The following is a 17,230-nucleotide window of genomic DNA, read 5'->3' as shown; positions in this document are numbered from 1 at the left end:
TGGGCCGGTGGCGGGGAAAATCGTCTCGTGTCACGCGGGTCGCCCGGCCAACGTTATTTCGTCTACCCCACGCATGGCTGTCACCCCGCCCGTCCGTAGCCCATGATCGCCCGTCTGGAGGCGCGCTTTGAACGCTGGCGCCGGCCCGTGGGTCTGGCCCTCGCGCCCGCCGCCGCGCTCGTGGTGTGGTGGCTGCCGCTCCCGGGGCTCGCGGTGCCGGCGCACAAGCTCGCGGCGCTGATGACGCTCGCCATCATCCTCTGGGTCAGCGAGGCGATCCCGATGGCGGCCACCTCCCTGCTGGTGCCGGCGCTCTGCATTGTCTTCGGCGTGGGCGCGGTGCCGGCGGTGCTGGCGCCGTTCGCGAGCTCGATCACGTTTCTCTTCATCGGCTCGTTCCTGCTCGGCCTGGCACTGCAGAAGCACGGGCTCGACCGGCGGCTCGCGCTGCGGCTCCTCTCCCTGCCGGGGGTCACGCACTCGGCCTTCACCGTGATGGCGGCGCTCGGCGTCCTGACCGCGCTGCTCTCGATGTGGATGAGCAACACCGGCACCACCGCGGTGATGCTGCCCCTCGCGCTCGGCGTGATGCAGACCTGTCCCGAACTCGGCCGCGACCTCCGCGCGCGGGAGAACCTGATCCTGCTCATCGCCTTCGCCGCCTCGGTCGGCGGGCTGGCCACGCCGGTGGGCACGCCGCCCAATCTCATCGCGCTGGCCGCCCTGCGCGAGCACGCGGGCATCAGCCTGACCTTCGTGCAATGGATGCAACTCGCGCTCCCGCTTTCGCTGCTGATGCTGGCCTGGCTCCTCTGGCTCCTGCGCCCGCCCGCCGGAATCAACCTCGGCCGGGCTGACGACCTGCGCCGCCGGTTTCGCGACCAGCTGGCTGCCCTGGGACCGTGGCGGCGCGGGGAAATCCACGTGGCCGGGGCGCTCGCGGCCGCGATCTTCCTCTGGGTTTTTCCCGGCATGAGCGAACTGCTCGGGTTCGGCGGCAACCCGCTGACCGGCTGGATCCGCCGGCATTTTCCCGAGGACATCATCGGGTTGCTGGCCGGACTGCTCCTGCTCGTGTGGCCCACCGATTTCAAGCGCTGGACCTTCACCCTCGAGTGGCACGAGGCGGTGAAGATCGACTGGGGCACGATCCTGCTCTTCGCGGGCGGCTTGTCCCTCGGGGCCCAGATCTTCCAGACCGGCCTCGCCCGGGCGATCGGCGAGGGCGTGGGCGCGCTCCTGGGCCAACCGGACCTGTGGACCCTCGTGGCCGTCGCCATCATCCTTAGCATCGCCCTCAGCGAGGCGGCGTCCAACACCGCCTCCGCCGCCATCATGGCCCCGATGATGATCGCCGTGGCCCTGGCGGCCGGGGTGAATCCCATCCCGGTGGCCCTGGCCTGCACCTTGGCCTGCAGTTTTGGCTTTTTACTACCCGTGTCGACCGGCCCGAATGCCCAGGCCTACGCCACCCAGCAGGTGCGGCTGCTCACCATGATGCGCCAGGGCCTCTGGCTCGATCTCGTCGGGGCCGTCGTCATCTGGCTGGTGGTGCGCTTCTTGGCCCCGCTTTATGGCTGGACCTGAGGGTGGGGCAGGGGGCGGCGCGAGTTAGGTGGACAAAATCCTTGCCAAGCCCGGGCGGCTCCTCTGTTTTGTCCAACTCCATCCATGCAAAAGACCAAAAAGTCCGTTGCCAAGCGCTTCAAGATATCCGGTACGGGTAAGCTGATCCGCCGCACGCCCGGTTTTCGTCACCTGCTGGCCGCGAAGAGCACGAAGTCCAAACGACGTGCCTCCCGCGACAAGCTCGTGGCCCCCGGTCATGCCAAGCCGCTCTTCCGCTGCCTGCCCACCGGCCTCCGGTAACCTGTCGCGCAAAACCGAAACTTGCCTGGCGGGTGAATCCTAACGAGACGACCCGCCGGCACTAAACACCACATATAACATGGCTCGTGCTACAAACTCCCCCGCGTCGCGCAAGCGCCGCAAGAAAGTGCTGAATTACGCCAAGGGCTACTTCGGCAACAAATCCAAGCTGTTCCGCTACGCCAAGGAAGCGGTCCAGCATGCCTGGCAATACGCCTACATCGACCGCAAGAAGAAGAAGGCCAACATGCGCGGCCTTTGGATCGTGCGTCTGAACGCCGCCTGCCGTGAGGCCGGCATCAGCTACAGCCGCTTCATCGAGGGCCTCAAGGCCGCGAAGATCGAGCTCGACCGCCGTCAGCTCTCCGAGATCGCGATCGCCGACAGCGTCGCCTTCACCGCCCTGGTCAAGCAAGCCCAGGCCGCCCTGAAGACGAAGGCCGCCGCCGCCAAGGCCTGAGTCCCCCCGCGAGCCGCTGCAGGCTCGCTTTCCGGTCCAAAAGATCGTTTTTCTGAAGGACGGGCTCCCCGCGGGCCCGTCCTTTTTATTTCTCCCTATCGTTCTCGTTCTCCTGATCTTTCTCGTAATCGAGAGAACGATGAGGATTAAGAGAACGAGAACGATTTAAGCCCATGCAAGACACCCTTTCCGCGATCCTCGCCAAGGCCCAGCCCGAGCTGGCCACCCTGCAGACCCGCGCCGAGTTCGAGGCCGCCAAGGCCCGCTACGTCGGCCCGAACGGCGAATTCACCGCCCTGATGAAGCAGATGGGCGCCGTGCCCAAGGAGCAGCGCCCCGCCATGGGCAAGCTCATCAACGAGGCCAAGGCCCGCCTCCAGGCCGAGCTCGACCTGACCCTCGAGCGTATCGCCGCCGCCGAAATCACCGCCCAGCTCGGGCCCGCCGTCGATCCCTCGCTGCCGTCGCCCGACGCCGGCCCCGGCACCCGCCACCCGCTCACCCAGGTGCGCGAGGAAATGTGCCGCATCCTGCGCAAGGCTGGTTTCACCATCGCCGACGGCCCCGAGGTCGAGACCGAGTACTACTGCTTCGACGCCCTGTGCACGCCCGCCGAACACCCCGCGCGCGCCGAGCAGGATACCTTCTATTTCCCGGGCAACGCCGTGTTCAGCAACACCCCCCGCAAGGTCCCGGGCGAGAAATACCTCCTCCGCACCCACACCTCGTCGGTCCAGATCCGCACCATGCTCCAGGGCGAGCCGCCGATCCGCATCGTCTCCCCCGGCCGCGTCTACCGTCGCGACACTTCCGACGCCACCCACAGCGCCAACTTCCACCAGCTCGAGTGCCTCTACGTCGACAAGAACGTCACCGTGCGCGACCTCAAGGCGCTGCTCGACTACATCTTCGCCTCGCTCCTGGGCAAGGACACCAAGACCCGCTTCCGCCCGCATTATTTCGGCTACACCGAGCCCTCCTTCGAGGTCGACCTCTCCGCCAAACACCTGCCCAAGGTGAACAAGGACTGGATCGAGATCGGCGGCTGCGGCATGGTCGACCCCGCCGTCTTCGAGGGCGTCGGCTACGATCCCGAGGTCTGGACCGGCTACGCCTTCGGCATGGGCCTCGAGCGCCTCGCGATGCTCGTCTACGGCATCGATGACATCCGCTACTTCTACCAGAACGACGTCCGCTTCCTGAAACAATTCGCCTGAACCAGGAGCGGGTAGCAGGCAGCGAGTAGTGAGCATCACGAAAGCCCCGGTCATACTACTCGCTCCCCGCTCCTCACTCTTCGCTCCCCTGTTTCCCCGTGAAAATCTCTCTCAACTGGCTCAAGCAATACGTGAACCTCGACGGTGCCTCCACCGACGAGCTGCAGCGCGCGATCACCTTCCTCGGCTTCGAGGTCGAGGGCGTGCACACCACCGGCCTGGCGCCGCTCACCCACGTCGTGGTGGGTGAGATCCTCACGCGGACCAAGATCCCGAATCTCAAGAAGGACATCTCGCTCTGCACCGTCGAGGTCGGCGCCGCCCACGGCGGGGTCCGCACCATCGTCTGCGGCGCGCCCAATTGCGATCCCGGCCGGCGCGTGCCGGTCGCCCTGCCTGGCGCGGTGCTGCCCAGCGGATTCCAGATCGCGCTGCGCAAGACCTACGGCCACGAGTCCCAGGGCATGATGTGTGCCGCCGACGAGCTCGGCCTCGGCAGCGACCACGCCGGCCTGCTCCTGCTCGATCCCGCCACGCCCATCGGCCAGCCGATCAACGAGGCGCTGCCCGGTGGCGACACCGTCCTCGACATCGAGATCACGCCCAACCGCCCCGACGCCCTTAGCCACATCGGCATCGCCCGCGAGCTCGCCGCCTGGTTCCGCCGGGACGTCACCTATCCCGCGATCAAGTTCCGCGGCGAGACCCACGGATCCCGCCCCGACATCCTCGCCGCCGTCCAGGTGGAGGCCCCCGCCGACTGCCCCCTCTACATCGCCATCGCCCTCGCTGGCGTGAAGGTCGGCCCCAGCCCGGCCTGGATGCAGGAACGCCTCGCCGCCGTCGGCCTGCGTCCGATCAACAACCTCGTGGACGTCGGCAACTACGTCATGCTCGAGCTCGGCCAGCCGCTGCACGTCTTCGACGCGAAGAAGATCAACGGCCGCCGCCTCGTCATCCGCCCCGCCATCGACGGGGAAAAACTCACCACGTTGGACACCAAGGAGCGCGTGCTCAACCACCGCAACCTCGTCATCGCCGACGAGAGCCGGCCGCTCGTCGTGGCCGGCATCATGGGCGGCGCCGATGCGGGCGTGGACGCCACCACGACCGACATCGTGCTCGAGGCCGCCTGTTTCCGTCCGCAGTCCATCCGCGCCACCTCCAAGCGCCTCGGCCTGGCCTCCGATTCCTCCTACCGGTTCGAGCGCGGCGTCGATCCGCACAGCACGCTCGAGGCCGCGCAGCGCGCCGTGGATCTCTTGCTGGAGACCGCCGGCGGCACGGTCGTCGGGCCTTCCTTCCAGGTCGGCGGCGATGTGCCGTGGCAGCGCGAGATCGTCGTCACGCCCGCCTACATCAACGAGAAACTCGGTTTCGAGATCCCGGCCGACGACCAGCGCGCCGCCCTCGAGGCGCTCGACCTGGTCATCCGCCACGAGGAGCCGACCGAGCGCCGTGGCCCGGCGTGGACCGTCACCATCCCCAGCTGGCGCGCCGACCTCGATCGCCCGATCGACCTCGTGGAGGAAGTCCTCCGCGTCTACGGCACCGAGAAGGTGCCGGCCGCCCCCGCCGTCGGCCCCGCGCTGGTCGACGCCGAAGATGCGCCCGCCGTCGCGTTCAACCGCCGGGTCACCGACTACCTTGTCGGCCAGCACTTCCACGAGTGCGTGAACTACACGCTGCGTTCCGCCAAGGAGCTCAAGACCTGGGTGTCCGACGCCGCCGTGCAGGAGCTCGCGCTCCTCAATCCCTTTGTCGAGGAGCAGTCCCACCTGCGGCCCACGCTCGTGCTCGGCCTGCTGGAGTCCCTCAAGCTGAACCAGTCGCGCGGCAACCAGGTTTCCCGCCTGTGCGAGACCGGCCGCGTGTTCGTGGAGCAAAATGGCACCGTGCATGAGTGCGCCGGCGTCGGCTTCCTCCTGGCCGAGAATCCCAAGGCGCGGTCCTGGCTCGGCCGCGCGCAACCCGATTTCTATGCGGTCAAGCGTCACGTGGAGATCATCGCGGCCGAGGCGGGCATCGACCTCTCCGCCCAGGCCCTTGTGCCGGTCACCGGTGGTTTCTGGGGCTGGCAGGAAGGTCAGGCCGCCGCCGCCGGCGACCTGCAGCACGGCTGGACCGCACGGTTCGGCCTCCTGAACCTCGCCATGGTCCGCGCCGCGGGCGTCGAGGGCAAGGTCTGGGCGGGCATGTTCGCCATTGTGCCGGCCACGCTCCCGGCGGCGGGCGCCCGCCGGCGCTACCAGCCTTTCAGCCTGCAACCGGCCACCCTGCGCGATCTCGCGCTGGTGGTGGACGCGGGGCGGCCGGCCGAGGAGGTGCGCCGGCAGCTCCTCCAGGTGGCGCGTACCGCCGCGGGGACCGCCTTCGCCGTCGAGAGCGTCGCGATCTTCGACGTCTACACCGGCACCGGTCTGCCCGCGGGCAAGAAGAGCCTGGCCTACGCGCTCTCCTTCCGTTCCGCCGAGCGCACGCTCAACGACGACGAGGTCAACGGGGTGTTCGCCCAGATCCAGCAGGCGATCGCCGCCGACGGCACCGTCAGCGTGCGCGCCTGAACCGGCGCGCCGCGATCAGCAGCATTCCGCCAAGACCGAGGAGGACCAGCGTGTCCGGCTCGGGCACGGCGGTGATGCCGGTGGCGAGATAGGTGTCGGAATAAGCCCAGCCAAGGACCTGGTGGCTGCCGAACGCCGATCCGGTGGCGGCGGTGAAGCCGAGGTACGCGTCCGGTGAGCCAATCGTGGCGGCGATATCCAGAGTGTGGGTGAGGAGGGCGGAGGAGGGGCGCCAGAAGGCGGTAAAGCTCGGCCGGGCCCGATCGGGTCATCCGGCCCTAGGACGGCGCGACGGTGAACAGCTCGAGGAATTTTCGGACTTCCGCCGGCACGGACTTTGTCAGGTTGGGCACGATGAGTTGGAAGAGCTGGCGCACCTCCGCCTTGAGGCTGGGCGACAGCGTCATGGGGAAGGCCGGTCGCGACACGCGCTTGCCCACCTTGGCGCCGTCGCGGTAGCTGACCTTGATGCCGGGCATCTCCGTGTTGCCGCGGATGGAGTATTCGTGCAGGAGCAGCTCGAACATCTTGAGGTTCTTGCCGGTGGCGTCGCGCCAGATGCTGAGCACGCCCTCGGATTCGCCGGTGTACTGCTCCTTCACGAGCCCGGGCAGGTCCTGCTTCACCTTCGCGGCGGGGAGCGGGGCCAGCGTCGACCCGATGACCAGCGGTTCCATCAGCTGCAGATAGGCCTTGCGCGTGTAGTGGTCGGAAAAGGTGAGGACGACGCCGCAGGTCACGTATTGCGCGCCGTTGCGGAAGTAGGCGATCGTGGCCGCATTCTCGTACAGGCGGTTGTCCATTTCGAATTTGATGGTGCAGGTCTCACCCGCGGCGGCCACGGCGGCGGGGTGCAGCCGGATGCTCAGCCCGGTGTGGGACAGGTCGGCCAGCTGGCCGCCCCAATCCATCGGCACGCCCTTGCCGGGCGGCAACGCGTTGCCTTCCCCGTCCCGGGGGGAAAGCGAGATCTTCGTCTTGAGCGGATACTTGGCGCCCACCGGGTAGCGTTTGGCCCCGCGTTTGTCTGCCACGCCGCTGTCGGTCTTTTTGAAATCCAGGATCTTCTTGAAAAGCAGCATGGGGCCAGCGGACGCCGATTGACCCTGCCCGTCAAGCCAGCACCCGGGTTGTTTGGCCCCGGCCGCGTTTTGCCGGTTGCCAACCGGGCCCGGCACCGCCTGCTTCGGGGTGGTATTTACCACTCCCATGAGCGCCGGTTCCGACCTCAACATTGACTACGTGGCCAACCTGGCCCGCCTCGCCCTGACCGACGAGGAAAAGGCCCGTTTTGCCCGGCAACTGGGCGACATCCTGCATTACGTGGAGAAGCTCAAACAGGTGGATGTATCCGGCGTTGAGCCCATGGCCCACGCCGCCCCGGTGTTCAACGTCTGGCAGGATGACGTCGCGCGCGCCGGCCTCACCGTGGAGCAGGCCCTCCGCAACGCCCCGGCGCAACGCGACCAGATGATCGCGGTGCCCAAGGTGCTCGACTGACCATGGCCCGCGATCTCGCCTATCTCTCCGCGACCGACCTGACCGGCTTGCTCGGCTCCGGCCAGCTTTCCTCGGTCGAGCTCGTGCAATCCTGCCTCGCCCGGGTGCAGGCCGTCGACGGACGCGTGCGGGCCTTCAACTCCCGCGATGAGGCCGGCGCGCTCGCTGCCGCCCGGGCCTCCGATGAGCGCCGGGCCGCCGGGCAGGCGAGGGGACCGCTCGACGGCATCCCTGTCGGCCTGAAGGATGTCATCGCCGTCGAGGGCCAGCCGCTTACGTGCTCGAGCAAGATGCTGGCGAATTTCATTTCGCCCTACGACGCGACCGTCACGACGCGCCTCAAGGCCGCCGGGGCCATCCCGCTCGGCCGGCTCAACATGGATGAGTTTGCCATGGGTTCCTCGACGGAGAACTCGGCCTTCGGCCCGACCGCCAACCCGTGGGACCTGACCCGCGTGCCCGGCGGCAGCTCGGGCGGCTCCGCCGCGGCCGTCGCGGCCGGCGAACTCCCGCTCACGCTCGGCTCCGACACCGGCGGCTCCATCCGTCAGCCTGCGGCCCTCTGCGGTATCGTCGGTCTCAAACCCACCTACGGTCTCGTTTCCCGCTACGGCCTGGCCGCCTATGCCTCGTCGCTCGACCAGATTGGCACGATGGCGCACACGGTCGACGATGCGGCGCTTTTGCTCGGCGCCATCGCCGGCCACGACGAACGCGATTCGACCTCATTCAAGGCCGCGGTGCCCGATTACGGTGCGGAGATCGCGCGACGCCGCGGGCCATGGCGCCTCGGCGTGCCCAAGGAGTTTTTCGGCGCCGGCCTCGATCCCGAGGTGGGCGCGGCGGTGCAGGCGGCGATCGCGTTTTACCGCGAAGCCGGCTGCGAGATCCGCGAGGTCTCCCTGCCCCTGGCGGCCGAGCATGCCATCGCGGTGTATTACCTCATCGCCACCGCCGAGGCCTCGTCGAATCTCGCCCGCTACGACGGCATCCGCTACGGCCATCGCGCGGCGAAGGCGAAGGATGTCGTCGATCTCTACTTCCAGTCGCGCGCCGAGGGCTTCGGCGACGAGGTGAAGCGCCGCATCATCCTTGGCACGCATGTGCTGAGCAGCGGCTACTACGACGCCTACTACCTGCGCGCGCAGAAGGTCCGCACCCTCATCCGCAACGAGTTTGCCGCCGTGCTGCAGGAGTGTGATGCGCTGCTGTCGCCGACGTCGCCGATCCCGGCCTTCAAGATTGGGGAGAAGTCCGCCGACCCGCTCGCGATGTACCTCACCGACATCTACACCATCAGCGTGAACCTCGCCGGCCTGCCAGGTCTCTCGGTCCCCTGCGGTTTCACCACCGGCGGCCTGCCGATCGGCCTGCAGCTCATCGGCCGCCCCTTCGACGAGGCCGGACTCCTCGCCATCGCCCGCGCCTACGAACAGGCCCATGAATGGTCCCAGCGCCATCCGGTGCTGTGACGTAACGAGCATCGAGGAGCGAGTAGTGAGCATGAAATCTCCAAACCAACTTCGCCGGCGCCGCTACTCGCGGCTCACTACCCGCGACCCGCTACTCTCACCATGAACTACGAAGCCGTCATCGGCCTGGAGGTCCACGTGCAGCTGCGCACGGCGTCGAAGATGTTCACCCGCGTCGCCGCCGGCTACGGCCAGCCCGAGAACACCCTCGTTGATCCCGTCGTGCTCGCACTCCCCGGCGCGCTGCCGGTCCTGAACAAGGAAGCCCTCAACCAGATCATCAAGGCTGGCCTGATCCTTGGTTGTCAGATCGCCCCGGTCTGCAAATGGGACCGGAAGAACTACTTCTATCCCGACTCGCCCAAGAACTACCAGATCTCGCAATACGATCAGCCGATCTGCGTCGGCGGCACGGTCGAGATCGAACTGCCGGGGCCGTCCCGCAACGTCATGGGCGAGCACAAGCGCGTGCCGCTCACCCGCATCCACCTTGAGGAGGATGTCGGCAAGCTCAACCACGGCGCCACCGACTCCCTGGTGGACTACAATCGCGCCGGCACGCCGCTGATGGAGATCGTGTCCGATCCCGCGCTGCGCAGCGCCGACGAGGCCTTCGCCTTCCTCACCTCGCTCCGCATCGCCCTCGTGCAGGGCGGCATCTCCGACTGCGACATGGAGAAGGGCCAGATGCGCTGCGACGCCAACATCTCGATCCGCCCGGTGGGGCAGGCGCAGCTCGGCACCAAGGTCGAGCTGAAGAACCTCAATTCCATCTCGTTCGTGCGCGACGGCATCGCCCACGAGATCCGCCGGCAGGTCGCCGTCGTGCAGTCCGGCGGCACCATCGTCCAGGAGACCCGCGACTATGACGGCCAGACCGGCGCCTCCCAGTCGCTCCGCTCGAAGGAGATGGCGCACGATTACCGCTACTTCCCCGATCCCGACCTCATGCCCGTGCGGGTGGACGCGGCCTGGCAGGCCCGGATCCAGGCCACCGTGCCGGAGCATCATTTCGACCGGCAGCGCCGCTTCCTGGCCGATTACCAGCTGCCCTACACCATCACCTCGGTGCTCGTGCCCGATCGCGCGCTGGCCGACTATTTCGAGGCGACCGTGCGGCTCGGCGCCACCCCGCAGGCCGCGGGCAACTGGATCGCCAACGACCTGCTGCGCGAGCTGGGTGCGGCCCAGGTGACCCTGGCCGACGCCAAGGTCCAGCCCGCCCATATCGCCGCCCTCGTGAAACTCGTCGAGTCGGGGGTGATCTCCAATTCCATCGCCAAGGAAGTCTTCGTCACGATGGCGCAGTCGGGCGAATTGCCCGACGCCATTGTCGCGAAACAAGGCCTCCAGCAATCCACCGACACTGGCGCCCTGGAGAAATGGGTGGCCGACGCCATCGCCGCGAATCCCAAGGCGGCCGAGGGATTCAAGGGCGGCAACGAGAAGGCGCTCAACGCCATCAAGGGCGCCGTGATGAAGGCCTCCGCCGGCAAGGCCAATCCGCAACTCGTGGACCAGATCGTGCGGAAGCAGCTCGGGTCGTGAGAATCTCAGATTTGAGATTTGAAATCTGAAATACGCTGCCCCCGGCCGCGTCAGGTGGCGAAACGCTGCAGAAACGCCCGCACGTCGTCGGGCACGGCGGGGGACAGGTTGGGCAGGATCCACCGGAAGAGCTGCCGGATCTCGGCCTTGAGGTCGCCCGAGGAGTCGAAGACCGGGTTGCTGATCTTGCCCTTGTGGGAATCCCCTTCCTCGAGCGTGTAGGCCTCCAGCGTGCCGGACTGGGCATCGGCCCGGCAGAAGTAGCCCTGCATCTCGAATTCAAAGCTGTGCAGCGGCGTGCCGAAGGACTTCTCGAGCCACACGGTGAGCATCGACTGCTCGTCCCCGCGGAAGACCTGCTTGATGAACTGAGGCTCGTTCTGGACCACGCGCTCCGCCGGCACGGCCCGGAGGGACTGCCCGATCGCGATGGGTTGGATCAGCTGCAGCCAGATCTTTTGCCCGGGGAACTCCCGGAACACGAGGCCGAGGCCGCAATACAGCCCCTTGGGCTCGGGCCGGACCTGCACGAGCTTGGTCTCGAGGACCTGCTGGTGGTGCCCCATGGCCACGCGTACCCGCGCGGGCAGACCGGCTTCGGGTTTGGCCGCCGCCTCGACCAGCAGGCCGAGGCCGTTGCCGGATAGGTCGAGCACGCGCGCCGGCCATTCCCGGCCCCCGGTGACCAGCCAGGCCTGTAGCGGAAAAGCCGCGCCCGGCGTATAACGCTGGTTGAGCCGCTGTTCCATCTTGTCGACCTTAGCTTTCTCGAAATTGAAGATGCGGCGGAAGAGGAGCACCCCGTTTTGGTAGCGGGTTGCGGGGAGAAAACAAGCCCTTCGACAGGCTCAGGGCAGGCTCCTTCGAAAGGCTTCCGCCGTCGCGCGGGGCGCTAGGGCGGACGGGCAGGGCGGGCCCCTTATTTCGCCCTCATGGGATTGTTACCGGGCGAACGTCACTCTGGGGCCACAGCGACCTCGCTGCGCATGGCATGCGCCCTCCGGACAGGTTTTTCATGAAGGCGGCATCAGGGTGGAGGGCCCTTGCACCCGGTGTTAAATCGGCCATCGTGCGGGCATGAACCCCGTCGACCCCGCCTCCCTGTCTCGCCGCGAAGCCTTGAAAATTTTGGGCACCACCGCCGCCGTCGCCGGGCTCGGGCTGCACCGGCTCACCGCCGCGGAAAGCGCGCCCGTCGCCCTCGGCTGGGATCTGCCCAAGCTGCCCTACGCCTATGGTGCGCTCGAGCCGCACTTCGATGCCCGCACGATGGAGATCCATCACTCCAAGCACCACCAGGCCTACATCACGAACGCCCGGAACCTGCTCAAGGACCACCCGGACCTGCTCGCCCGCGGCCCCGAGGCCCTCGTCCGCGATCTCGCGAGCGTGCCCGAGGCGATCCGCACGGGCATCCGCAACAACGCGGGCGGCCATGTGAACCACGATTTTTTCTGGAAGATCATCGCGCCGGGCTCGGGCGTGTCCGTCCAACAGCTCCCCGTGGCGATCGCGGAGGCCTTCGGCTCCATGGACGAGTTCAAGAAACTCTTCGCCGACGCGGCGATGAAACGCTTTGGCAGCGGCTGGGCCTGGCTGAGCCTGAAGGACGGCAAGCTGCTGGTTCACTCGACGGCCAACCAGGATTCGCCGCTGAGCGAGGGCGCCACGCCGATCCTCGGCCTCGATGTCTGGGAACACGCGTACTACCTGCAGTACCAAAACCGCCGCGCGGATTTTGTCGCGGCCTATTGGAACGTCGTGAACTGGACCCAGGCCGAGGTGAACTTCGCCCAGGCCCGGAAAAGCTAGTTCACCACCGGCTTCTCCTCCGCCCCGGCACTCCAAATCGGATTGTTGCTTCGTGTCTCTGTGCCTCTGTGGTTCAAATGAAAACAAAGTCATTCTCCGAAATCGGCCTGCCCGGCGCGCGGCATCACCTGTTCCTGTGCGTGGGACCGGATTGTTGTGCGTCAGAGGCGGGGCTCGCGACCTGGGAGCACCTGAAAGGCGCGCTCAAGGAACACGGCGTGCCGGCCTTGCGCACGAAGGCCGCGTGCCTGCGGAAGTGCAGCGACGGCCCGTGGCTCGTGGTCTACCCGGATGGCGTGTGGTATGACCGGGTCACCCCCGAGCGCTTCGATCGCATCCGCCGCGAACACCTGGTGGGCGGCGCGCCGGTGGCGGAGTGGGTGAGGGCGGTCCAGCCCTTGACGGGCGCGGCCGACGGGACCGGCCGGGCCGGGTCCTCAGACTGAGGGCACGATCTTGACCGCCGTGACGCGGCTGGCCGCCGCTTTCGCGGCCTGCTGGCAGATCGGGCATACCCCGAAAAACTCCACGACATGGCTGACCTGGGTGTAGCCCCGTTCGGCGATTTTCTGCTCCAAGCCTTCGGCCAGCTCATAGTCCACCGGATCGGTGCGCCCGCATTCCTTGCAGATGATGTGATAGCGCCGCGCCGCGTTGACCGTCTGCTCGTACAGGCAGGTGCCGTTGTGCAGGTAGCTGCGGCGCACCAGCCCGAGACCTTCAAAGGCAGCGAGGCAGCGGTAAATGGTAACGAGGTCGCAGGATTTCGTGCCGACCTCCTGGTGGATCCGCTCGATGCTGGCCGGGCCCGGGAAACGCAGCAGGGCGGCGAGCAGGGCGACCCGGGGTTTGGTGACGCGCATGCCGGAATTCCGGATGCGAGTGCAGGCCACGGTCAGGGTCACATCCTCGGGTTCCCGGTTCGTAACCAGGCCAAGCGGGTGATTCGACTGAGTGGCGGAGATCATGCGGCCACCATGGCTCAAAATCCCCCGATGGCGAGGGGAAGTTAGTCAGTAATCCACCCTATGACGGATGATCGATTTGGGCTCCGGACGCCTGCATGGTTGCAGCCCGGAATACCCTGTGCTAGCTACGTCCCTCACCCAATTTACATGCAGGATCTTGAATTCAGCGAAATCGTCGGCTTGATTTGCAAGGAAGACCCCCGGTTCGACCGGAAGGCCTATAATTTCGTGCGCCAGGGCCTCGACCACACGGTCAAGGAGGTCAAACGCAAGCAGCCCGATCGCACCGGCAAATCCCAGCACGTGACCGGCGCCGAGCTCCTCGCCGGGATCCGGGATTACGCCCTCGACCAGTACGGCCCGCTGGCCAAGACCGTGCTCAATACCTGGGGCGTCAAACGCTGCTCCGATTTCGGTGACATCGTGTTCAACCTCATCGAGTACAGCGTTTTCAGCAAGACGGAGAGCGACCGCCGCGAGGACTTTGCCGAGATCTACGACTTCGACGAGGCGTTCGTGAAACCCTTCCTCCCGCCCACCGGCCGCCGCTCCCGCCGCACCGCCGACCAGTCCTAAGGCCGGTTGGGTGCAGCCCCCCGCAGGAGCCTGTTTACAGGCGATCGGGAAGGCCCGCCCACCCACGACGCCCTGAATCGTCGGGAAGCCCTACGACTGGCTCGGGGCCCGGAACTCGTCGAACGGGCAGCTCCACCTACCAGGCGGGATCCATCTCCTCTTGAACCTGCATTAGAATACGCCACGTTCTTCCGCTCCTCATCCCGACCCCGCTCAATGCCGAAAAATCCCTCCGTCCGTTCGCGTGACCTCGCCCTGCTCGAGAGTCTCTGGCGCGAATCCATCGAACGCTACACTTTGCCCAACGGCCTGACCGTGCTGCTCAAGCCCGACCACGCCGCCCCCGTCAGCTCCGTCCAGGTCTGGGTCAAGACCGGCAGCATCCACGAGGGCTCCCACCTTGGCGCCGGCCTCTCGCACTATCTCGAGCACATGCTCTTCAAGGGCACCACGCGCCGCGCCGGCCGCGAGATCTCGGCCACCGTCCAGGCCCACGGCGGCTACATCAACGCCTACACCACTTTCGACCGCACCGTCTATTACATCGAGGTGCCCTCGGTCCACACCGCCGTCGCCATTGACCTGCTCGCCGACGCCGTCCTGTACTCCACGCTTCCGGCCGGCGAGGTGGCCAAGGAAAAGGAAGTCATCCTCCGAGAGATCGACATGTGCCTCGACGACCCCGACCAGCGCCTCTCGCAGGCACTCTTCGAGACCGCCTACCGCACCCATCCGTACCGGCAGCCGATCATCGGCCACCGCGATGTCTTCGCCGCCTGCACCCGCGAGGACCTGCTTTCCTATTACCAGGCCCGTTACGTGCCCAACAACTTGGTGGTCGTGATCGTCGGTGACATCGACGTCGCCGCCACGCGCGCCGCCATCGCCCAGCATTTCGGCCCGGCCCCGCGCGTGCGCCTCGCCCCGGTGCTCGTGCCCGACGAGTCGGCCCAGCTCTCGCGCCGCGACCAGCACCTGCACGAGGACGTGCAGGTCGCCCGCGCCGGCCTCGGCTGGCAGATCCCCGGCCTCGCGCACCCCGACACGCCCGCCCTGGACCTGCTCTCGATGGTGCTCGGCCACGGCGACAGCTCGCTCCTCTGGCAGGCCATCCGCGAGAAATCCCGGCTGGTCCACTCCATCGACGCCATGTCCTGGAGCCCGGGCACGAGCGGTCTGTTCTACATCTCGTTCCTGGCTGATCCCGACAAACGCGTACCCGCCGAGCAGGCGATCCTGCGCGAACTCGCCCGCATCGCCGCCAAGGGCATCAGCGCCGCCGCCCTGGCCAAGGCCGTGCGCCAGGCCGTGACCGCCGAGATCAACATGCGCAAGACCATGTCCGGCCAGGCCTCGCGCCTCGGTGCCGGTGAGGTCGTGGTCGGGGATATCAACTACACCCGCCAGTATTTCACCCGCCTCTTCGCCCTGACGCCGGCCAGCCTGCAGCGGGTGATGCGCACCTACCTCGTCCCCGAGCGCCTGACCGTCGTCTCCTCCAATCCCGTGGCCGCGGCCGCGGCCACGACGGGAGCCGCCGCCAAGCCCACCGCCTCGCTGGATTTCGAAGAGATCAAGCTCCCCAACGGCGCGCGCCTGCTGCTCCAGCCCGACGCGCACCTGCCCAACCTGCACTTCCGCCTGGCCTTCGCCGGCGGGCCCGTGTTCGAACCGGCCGGTCGCCGCGGACTCAACTCGCTGCTCGCGACCCTGCTCACCAAGGACACCAAGCGCCACTCCGCCGAGGAGGTCGCCCGCCAGATCGAGGCCGTAGGCGGCTCGTTCCACGAGTTCGCTGGCAATAACAGTTTCGGCCTCTCGGCGGAGGTGCTGCCCGGCGACGCCGATCTCGCCCTCGGGTTGATGGCCGACGCCATCCTGCGCCCCGCCTTCAAACCCGCCCGCCTCGAGGTCGAGCGCGAGTCCTCCCTCGCGGCGCTCAAGGAAAGCCTCGACGATGTCGTCACGGTCGGCCGCAAGAAGCTCCGCGAGAAATTCTTCGGTGCCCATCCCTTCGCCATCGAGACCAGCGGCGACGAGGCCAGCCTCCAGGCCATCAGCGTTGCGGACCTGCGCGCGCTGCACGCCCGCCTCGTGGTCGCGGGCAACGCGGTCCTCGCGGTGTCCGGTGACTTCGACGCCCGGAAGCTCGCCCCGAAGCTCAAGGCCTTCCTCACGAAGCTTCCGAAGGGCAAAGTCCCCGCGGCCACGCACGCTCTCACGGTCGTGCCCGGCGACTTCACCGAGACCCAGCCGCGCCAGCAGGCGATCGTGTTCCAGGCCTTTCCCGGCCCGGGCATGCACGCCCCCGACTACACCGTCAGCGAGGTCGCCGACGAGCTGTTCAGCGGCATGTCGTCGAATCTCTTCGAGCGCGTCCGCGAGCAGAAGAGCCTGGCGTATTTCGTCCGCTCCAGCCGCATCGTCGGCCAGGCGCACGGGATGTTCTATTTCTATGCGGGCACCAGCCCCGAGCGTTACGAAGAGGTTATCGCCGAGCTCAACCTCGAGATCGAGCGCGTGCGGTCCGGCGGCGTGAAGCCCGACGAGTTGCACCGCTGCCAGGTGCGGCTCAAGGCGGGCAAGCGCATGGGCATGCAGACCAATTCCGCCCGCGCCATGCAGGCCGCGCTCAACGCCGTGTACGGGCTGCCGGTCAACGACTGGCGCGACTATGACGCCCGCGTCGACGCCGTCACGCTCGCCGACCTCCAGGCCTTTGCCCTCCGGTATTTTGTGGGCGGTCAACGCGTGCAACTGGTGGTCAAGCCCTGAGCCCCGCGCCTGAATTTAGGCGTTAGCCGGGTGCCGCGGTTAGCCGGGCGCCCGGGTAGGCTGGCGGGGTTATGCAAAGCAAACACAACTTGCCCCGTGTCGCGCCGGTTCTGCTGGCGCTGGTCGTGTTGGTTGTTCCGCTCTCCCTCCGGGCCGGGGGAGAGACCGAGAAGAAGCTCACCAAGAATCAACAGCAGTACGATGCCGATGGCGACGGCCGCCTGAACGAGGCGGAGCAGAAGGCCGCCGACGATGCCGCCAAGGCGAAGGCCAAGGCGACACGGGAGGCGAACAAGGAAAAGTACGACGCCAACGACGACGGGAAGCTCGACGACCAGGAGCGCGCCCAGAAGAAGGCCGATGAGGAGGCCGCCAAGGCCGCCAAACAGGCCGAGCGCGAAGCCAAGAAGGCCGAGAAAGCCGCGACGAAGTAGGTGCCGGCGATCAGCGGCCACTCTGCCCGGGAGCA

17 protein-coding genes and 1 pseudogene are annotated in these 17,230 nt (G+C 67.2%); 13 read left to right on the top strand and 5 right to left on the bottom strand.

Annotation, left to right across the window (positions count from 1 at the left end; all coding sequences use genetic code 11):
- The first annotated feature begins 102 nt into the window (after positions 1 to 102).
- From Verru16B_RS16970 to pheT, 5 genes are all read left to right on the top strand, one after another.
- Positions 103 to 1,587 carry an SLC13 family permease gene (locus Verru16B_RS16970; protein ID WP_069963400.1) on the top strand — a complete coding sequence of 495 codons (1,485 nt, stop codon included), beginning with the start codon at positions 103 to 105 and terminating at the stop codon, positions 1,585 to 1,587.
- A gap of 84 nt (positions 1,588 to 1,671) precedes the next feature.
- Entirely contained in the window at positions 1,672 to 1,869 is a 198-nt protein-coding gene (rpmI, locus tag Verru16B_RS16965; RefSeq protein WP_069963399.1) for a 50S ribosomal protein L35, read from the top strand.
- A 79-nt stretch (positions 1,870 to 1,948) separates the two neighbouring features.
- Positions 1,949 to 2,329 (top strand): 50S ribosomal protein L20, encoded by a 381-nt coding sequence (gene rplT / locus Verru16B_RS16960; RefSeq protein WP_069963398.1) that lies wholly within the window; start codon positions 1,949 to 1,951, stop codon positions 2,327 to 2,329.
- A 173-nt stretch (positions 2,330 to 2,502) separates the two neighbouring features.
- On the top strand, positions 2,503 to 3,546 hold the full coding sequence (pheS, locus tag Verru16B_RS16955; protein WP_069963397.1) for a phenylalanine--tRNA ligase subunit alpha: 1,044 nt from the start codon (positions 2,503 to 2,505) through the stop codon (positions 3,544 to 3,546).
- A 98-nt stretch (positions 3,547 to 3,644) separates the two neighbouring features.
- Entirely contained in the window at positions 3,645 to 6,110 is a 2,466-nt protein-coding gene (gene pheT, locus Verru16B_RS16950) for a phenylalanine--tRNA ligase subunit beta (RefSeq protein WP_069963396.1), read from the top strand.
- Here pheT and Verru16B_RS19325 read toward each other — a convergent pair.
- The 3 genes and pseudogenes from Verru16B_RS19325 to Verru16B_RS16945 all read right to left on the bottom strand — a co-directional run bounded on the left by Verru16B_RS19325 (position 6,094) and on the right by Verru16B_RS16945 (position 7,192).
- Positions 6,094 to 6,177, bottom strand: coding sequence for a PEP-CTERM sorting domain-containing protein (locus Verru16B_RS19325; protein WP_425483044.1), 84 nt, complete (start codon positions 6,175 to 6,177; stop codon positions 6,094 to 6,096). The two genes, pheT and Verru16B_RS19325, sit on opposite strands and share 17 nt — an antisense overlap.
- A gap of 33 nt (positions 6,178 to 6,210) precedes the next feature.
- Positions 6,211 to 6,330: pseudogene (locus Verru16B_RS19320) on the bottom strand (L-type lectin-domain containing protein); the annotation flags it as partial.
- 58 nt (positions 6,331 to 6,388) lie between these two features.
- The gene (locus tag Verru16B_RS16945; protein WP_069963395.1) at positions 6,389 to 7,192 is read right to left on the bottom strand and encodes a hypothetical protein; all 804 of its coding nucleotides are present in this window, start codon (positions 7,190 to 7,192) and stop codon (positions 6,389 to 6,391) included.
- 127 nt (positions 7,193 to 7,319) lie between these two features.
- On the opposite strand from Verru16B_RS16945, the gene gatC reads away from it, so the two are divergent.
- The 3 genes from gatC (at position 7,320) to gatB (ending at position 10,630) form a co-directional block, all read left to right on the top strand.
- Positions 7,320 to 7,610: an Asp-tRNA(Asn)/Glu-tRNA(Gln) amidotransferase subunit GatC gene (gene gatC / locus Verru16B_RS16940; RefSeq protein ID WP_069963394.1), complete on the top strand. Its 291-nt coding sequence runs from the start codon at positions 7,320 to 7,322 to the stop codon at positions 7,608 to 7,610.
- Positions 7,611 to 7,612: 2 nt separating this feature from the next.
- Complete coding sequence (gene gatA / locus Verru16B_RS16935; protein WP_069963393.1) at positions 7,613 to 9,082, top strand: Asp-tRNA(Asn)/Glu-tRNA(Gln) amidotransferase subunit GatA; 1,470 nt, start codon at positions 7,613 to 7,615, stop codon at positions 9,080 to 9,082.
- A 102-nt stretch (positions 9,083 to 9,184) separates the two neighbouring features.
- A complete protein-coding gene (gatB, locus tag Verru16B_RS16930; RefSeq protein WP_069963392.1) occupies positions 9,185 to 10,630 on the top strand; it encodes an Asp-tRNA(Asn)/Glu-tRNA(Gln) amidotransferase subunit GatB in 1,446 nt (481 codons plus the stop codon).
- Positions 10,631 to 10,680: 50 nt separating this feature from the next.
- On the opposite strand, the gene Verru16B_RS16925 is transcribed toward gatB, so the two are convergent.
- Positions 10,681 to 11,430: a PilZ domain-containing protein gene (locus Verru16B_RS16925; protein ID WP_069963391.1), complete on the bottom strand. Its 750-nt coding sequence runs from the start codon at positions 11,428 to 11,430 to the stop codon at positions 10,681 to 10,683.
- A 277-nt stretch (positions 11,431 to 11,707) separates the two neighbouring features.
- Here Verru16B_RS16925 and Verru16B_RS16920 point away from each other — a divergent pair, with 277 nt between their 5' ends.
- Both Verru16B_RS16920 and Verru16B_RS16915 read left to right on the top strand, forming a co-directional pair.
- Positions 11,708 to 12,442, top strand: coding sequence for a superoxide dismutase (locus Verru16B_RS16920; RefSeq protein ID WP_083270444.1), 735 nt, complete (start codon positions 11,708 to 11,710; stop codon positions 12,440 to 12,442).
- 77 nt (positions 12,443 to 12,519) lie between these two features.
- A complete protein-coding gene (locus Verru16B_RS16915; protein ID WP_069963390.1) occupies positions 12,520 to 12,888 on the top strand; it encodes a (2Fe-2S) ferredoxin domain-containing protein in 369 nt (122 codons plus the stop codon).
- Here the strand turns inward: Verru16B_RS16915 and Verru16B_RS16910 are convergent.
- Entirely contained in the window at positions 12,880 to 13,410 is a 531-nt protein-coding gene (locus Verru16B_RS16910; protein WP_083270443.1) for a Fur family transcriptional regulator, read from the bottom strand. The two genes, Verru16B_RS16915 and Verru16B_RS16910, sit on opposite strands and share 9 nt — an antisense overlap.
- 147 nt (positions 13,411 to 13,557) lie before the next feature.
- Between Verru16B_RS16910 and Verru16B_RS16905 the strand changes: the two genes are divergently transcribed.
- The 3 genes from Verru16B_RS16905 (at position 13,558) to Verru16B_RS16895 (ending at position 17,195) form a co-directional block, all read left to right on the top strand.
- The gene (locus Verru16B_RS16905; RefSeq protein ID WP_069963389.1) at positions 13,558 to 13,986 is read left to right on the top strand and encodes a Minf_1886 family protein; all 429 of its coding nucleotides are present in this window, start codon (positions 13,558 to 13,560) and stop codon (positions 13,984 to 13,986) included.
- A gap of 216 nt (positions 13,987 to 14,202) precedes the next feature.
- Positions 14,203 to 16,761 (top strand): M16 family metallopeptidase, encoded by a 2,559-nt coding sequence (locus tag Verru16B_RS16900; RefSeq protein ID WP_069963388.1) that lies wholly within the window; start codon positions 14,203 to 14,205, stop codon positions 16,759 to 16,761.
- A 71-nt stretch (positions 16,762 to 16,832) separates the two neighbouring features.
- The gene (locus tag Verru16B_RS16895; protein WP_069963387.1) at positions 16,833 to 17,195 is read left to right on the top strand and encodes a hypothetical protein; all 363 of its coding nucleotides are present in this window, start codon (positions 16,833 to 16,835) and stop codon (positions 17,193 to 17,195) included.
- Positions 17,196 to 17,230 lie beyond the last annotated feature (35 nt).

This window comes from Lacunisphaera limnophila (assembly GCF_001746835.1).
Taxonomy (GTDB): domain Bacteria; phylum Verrucomicrobiota; class Verrucomicrobiia; order Opitutales; family Opitutaceae; genus Lacunisphaera; species Lacunisphaera limnophila.
Note: the sequence above shows the minus strand (reverse complement) of the source record. Positions and strands in the feature narration are given on the sequence as shown.

What these genes read in the sequence shown, in the direction of transcription:
- Verru16B_RS16970 (WP_069963400.1), top strand. Translation starts at nt 103, where the DNA reads ATGATCGCCCGTCTGGAGGCGCGCTTTGAACGCTGGCGCCGGCCCGTG.
- rpmI (WP_069963399.1), top strand. Translation starts at nt 1,672, where the DNA reads ATGCAAAAGACCAAAAAGTCCGTTGCCAAGCGCTTCAAGATATCCGGT.
- rplT (WP_069963398.1), top strand. Translation starts at nt 1,949, where the DNA reads ATGGCTCGTGCTACAAACTCCCCCGCGTCGCGCAAGCGCCGCAAGAAA.
- pheS (WP_069963397.1), top strand. Translation starts at nt 2,503, where the DNA reads ATGCAAGACACCCTTTCCGCGATCCTCGCCAAGGCCCAGCCCGAGCTG.
- Verru16B_RS16945 (WP_069963395.1), bottom strand. Translation starts at nt 7,192, where the DNA reads ATGCTGCTTTTCAAGAAGATCCTGGATTTCAAAAAGACCGACAGCGGC.
- gatC (WP_069963394.1), top strand. Translation starts at nt 7,320, where the DNA reads ATGAGCGCCGGTTCCGACCTCAACATTGACTACGTGGCCAACCTGGCC.
- gatA (WP_069963393.1), top strand. Translation starts at nt 7,613, where the DNA reads ATGGCCCGCGATCTCGCCTATCTCTCCGCGACCGACCTGACCGGCTTG.
- gatB (WP_069963392.1), top strand. Translation starts at nt 9,185, where the DNA reads ATGAACTACGAAGCCGTCATCGGCCTGGAGGTCCACGTGCAGCTGCGC.
- Verru16B_RS16920 (WP_083270444.1), top strand. Translation starts at nt 11,708, where the DNA reads ATGAACCCCGTCGACCCCGCCTCCCTGTCTCGCCGCGAAGCCTTGAAA.
- Verru16B_RS16915 (WP_069963390.1), top strand. Translation starts at nt 12,520, where the DNA reads ATGAAAACAAAGTCATTCTCCGAAATCGGCCTGCCCGGCGCGCGGCAT.
- Verru16B_RS16910 (WP_083270443.1), bottom strand. Translation starts at nt 13,410, where the DNA reads ATGATCTCCGCCACTCAGTCGAATCACCCGCTTGGCCTGGTTACGAAC.
- Verru16B_RS16905 (WP_069963389.1), top strand. Translation starts at nt 13,558, where the DNA reads ATGCAGGATCTTGAATTCAGCGAAATCGTCGGCTTGATTTGCAAGGAA.
- Verru16B_RS16900 (WP_069963388.1), top strand. Translation starts at nt 14,203, where the DNA reads ATGCCGAAAAATCCCTCCGTCCGTTCGCGTGACCTCGCCCTGCTCGAG.
- Verru16B_RS16895 (WP_069963387.1), top strand. Translation starts at nt 16,833, where the DNA reads ATGCAAAGCAAACACAACTTGCCCCGTGTCGCGCCGGTTCTGCTGGCG.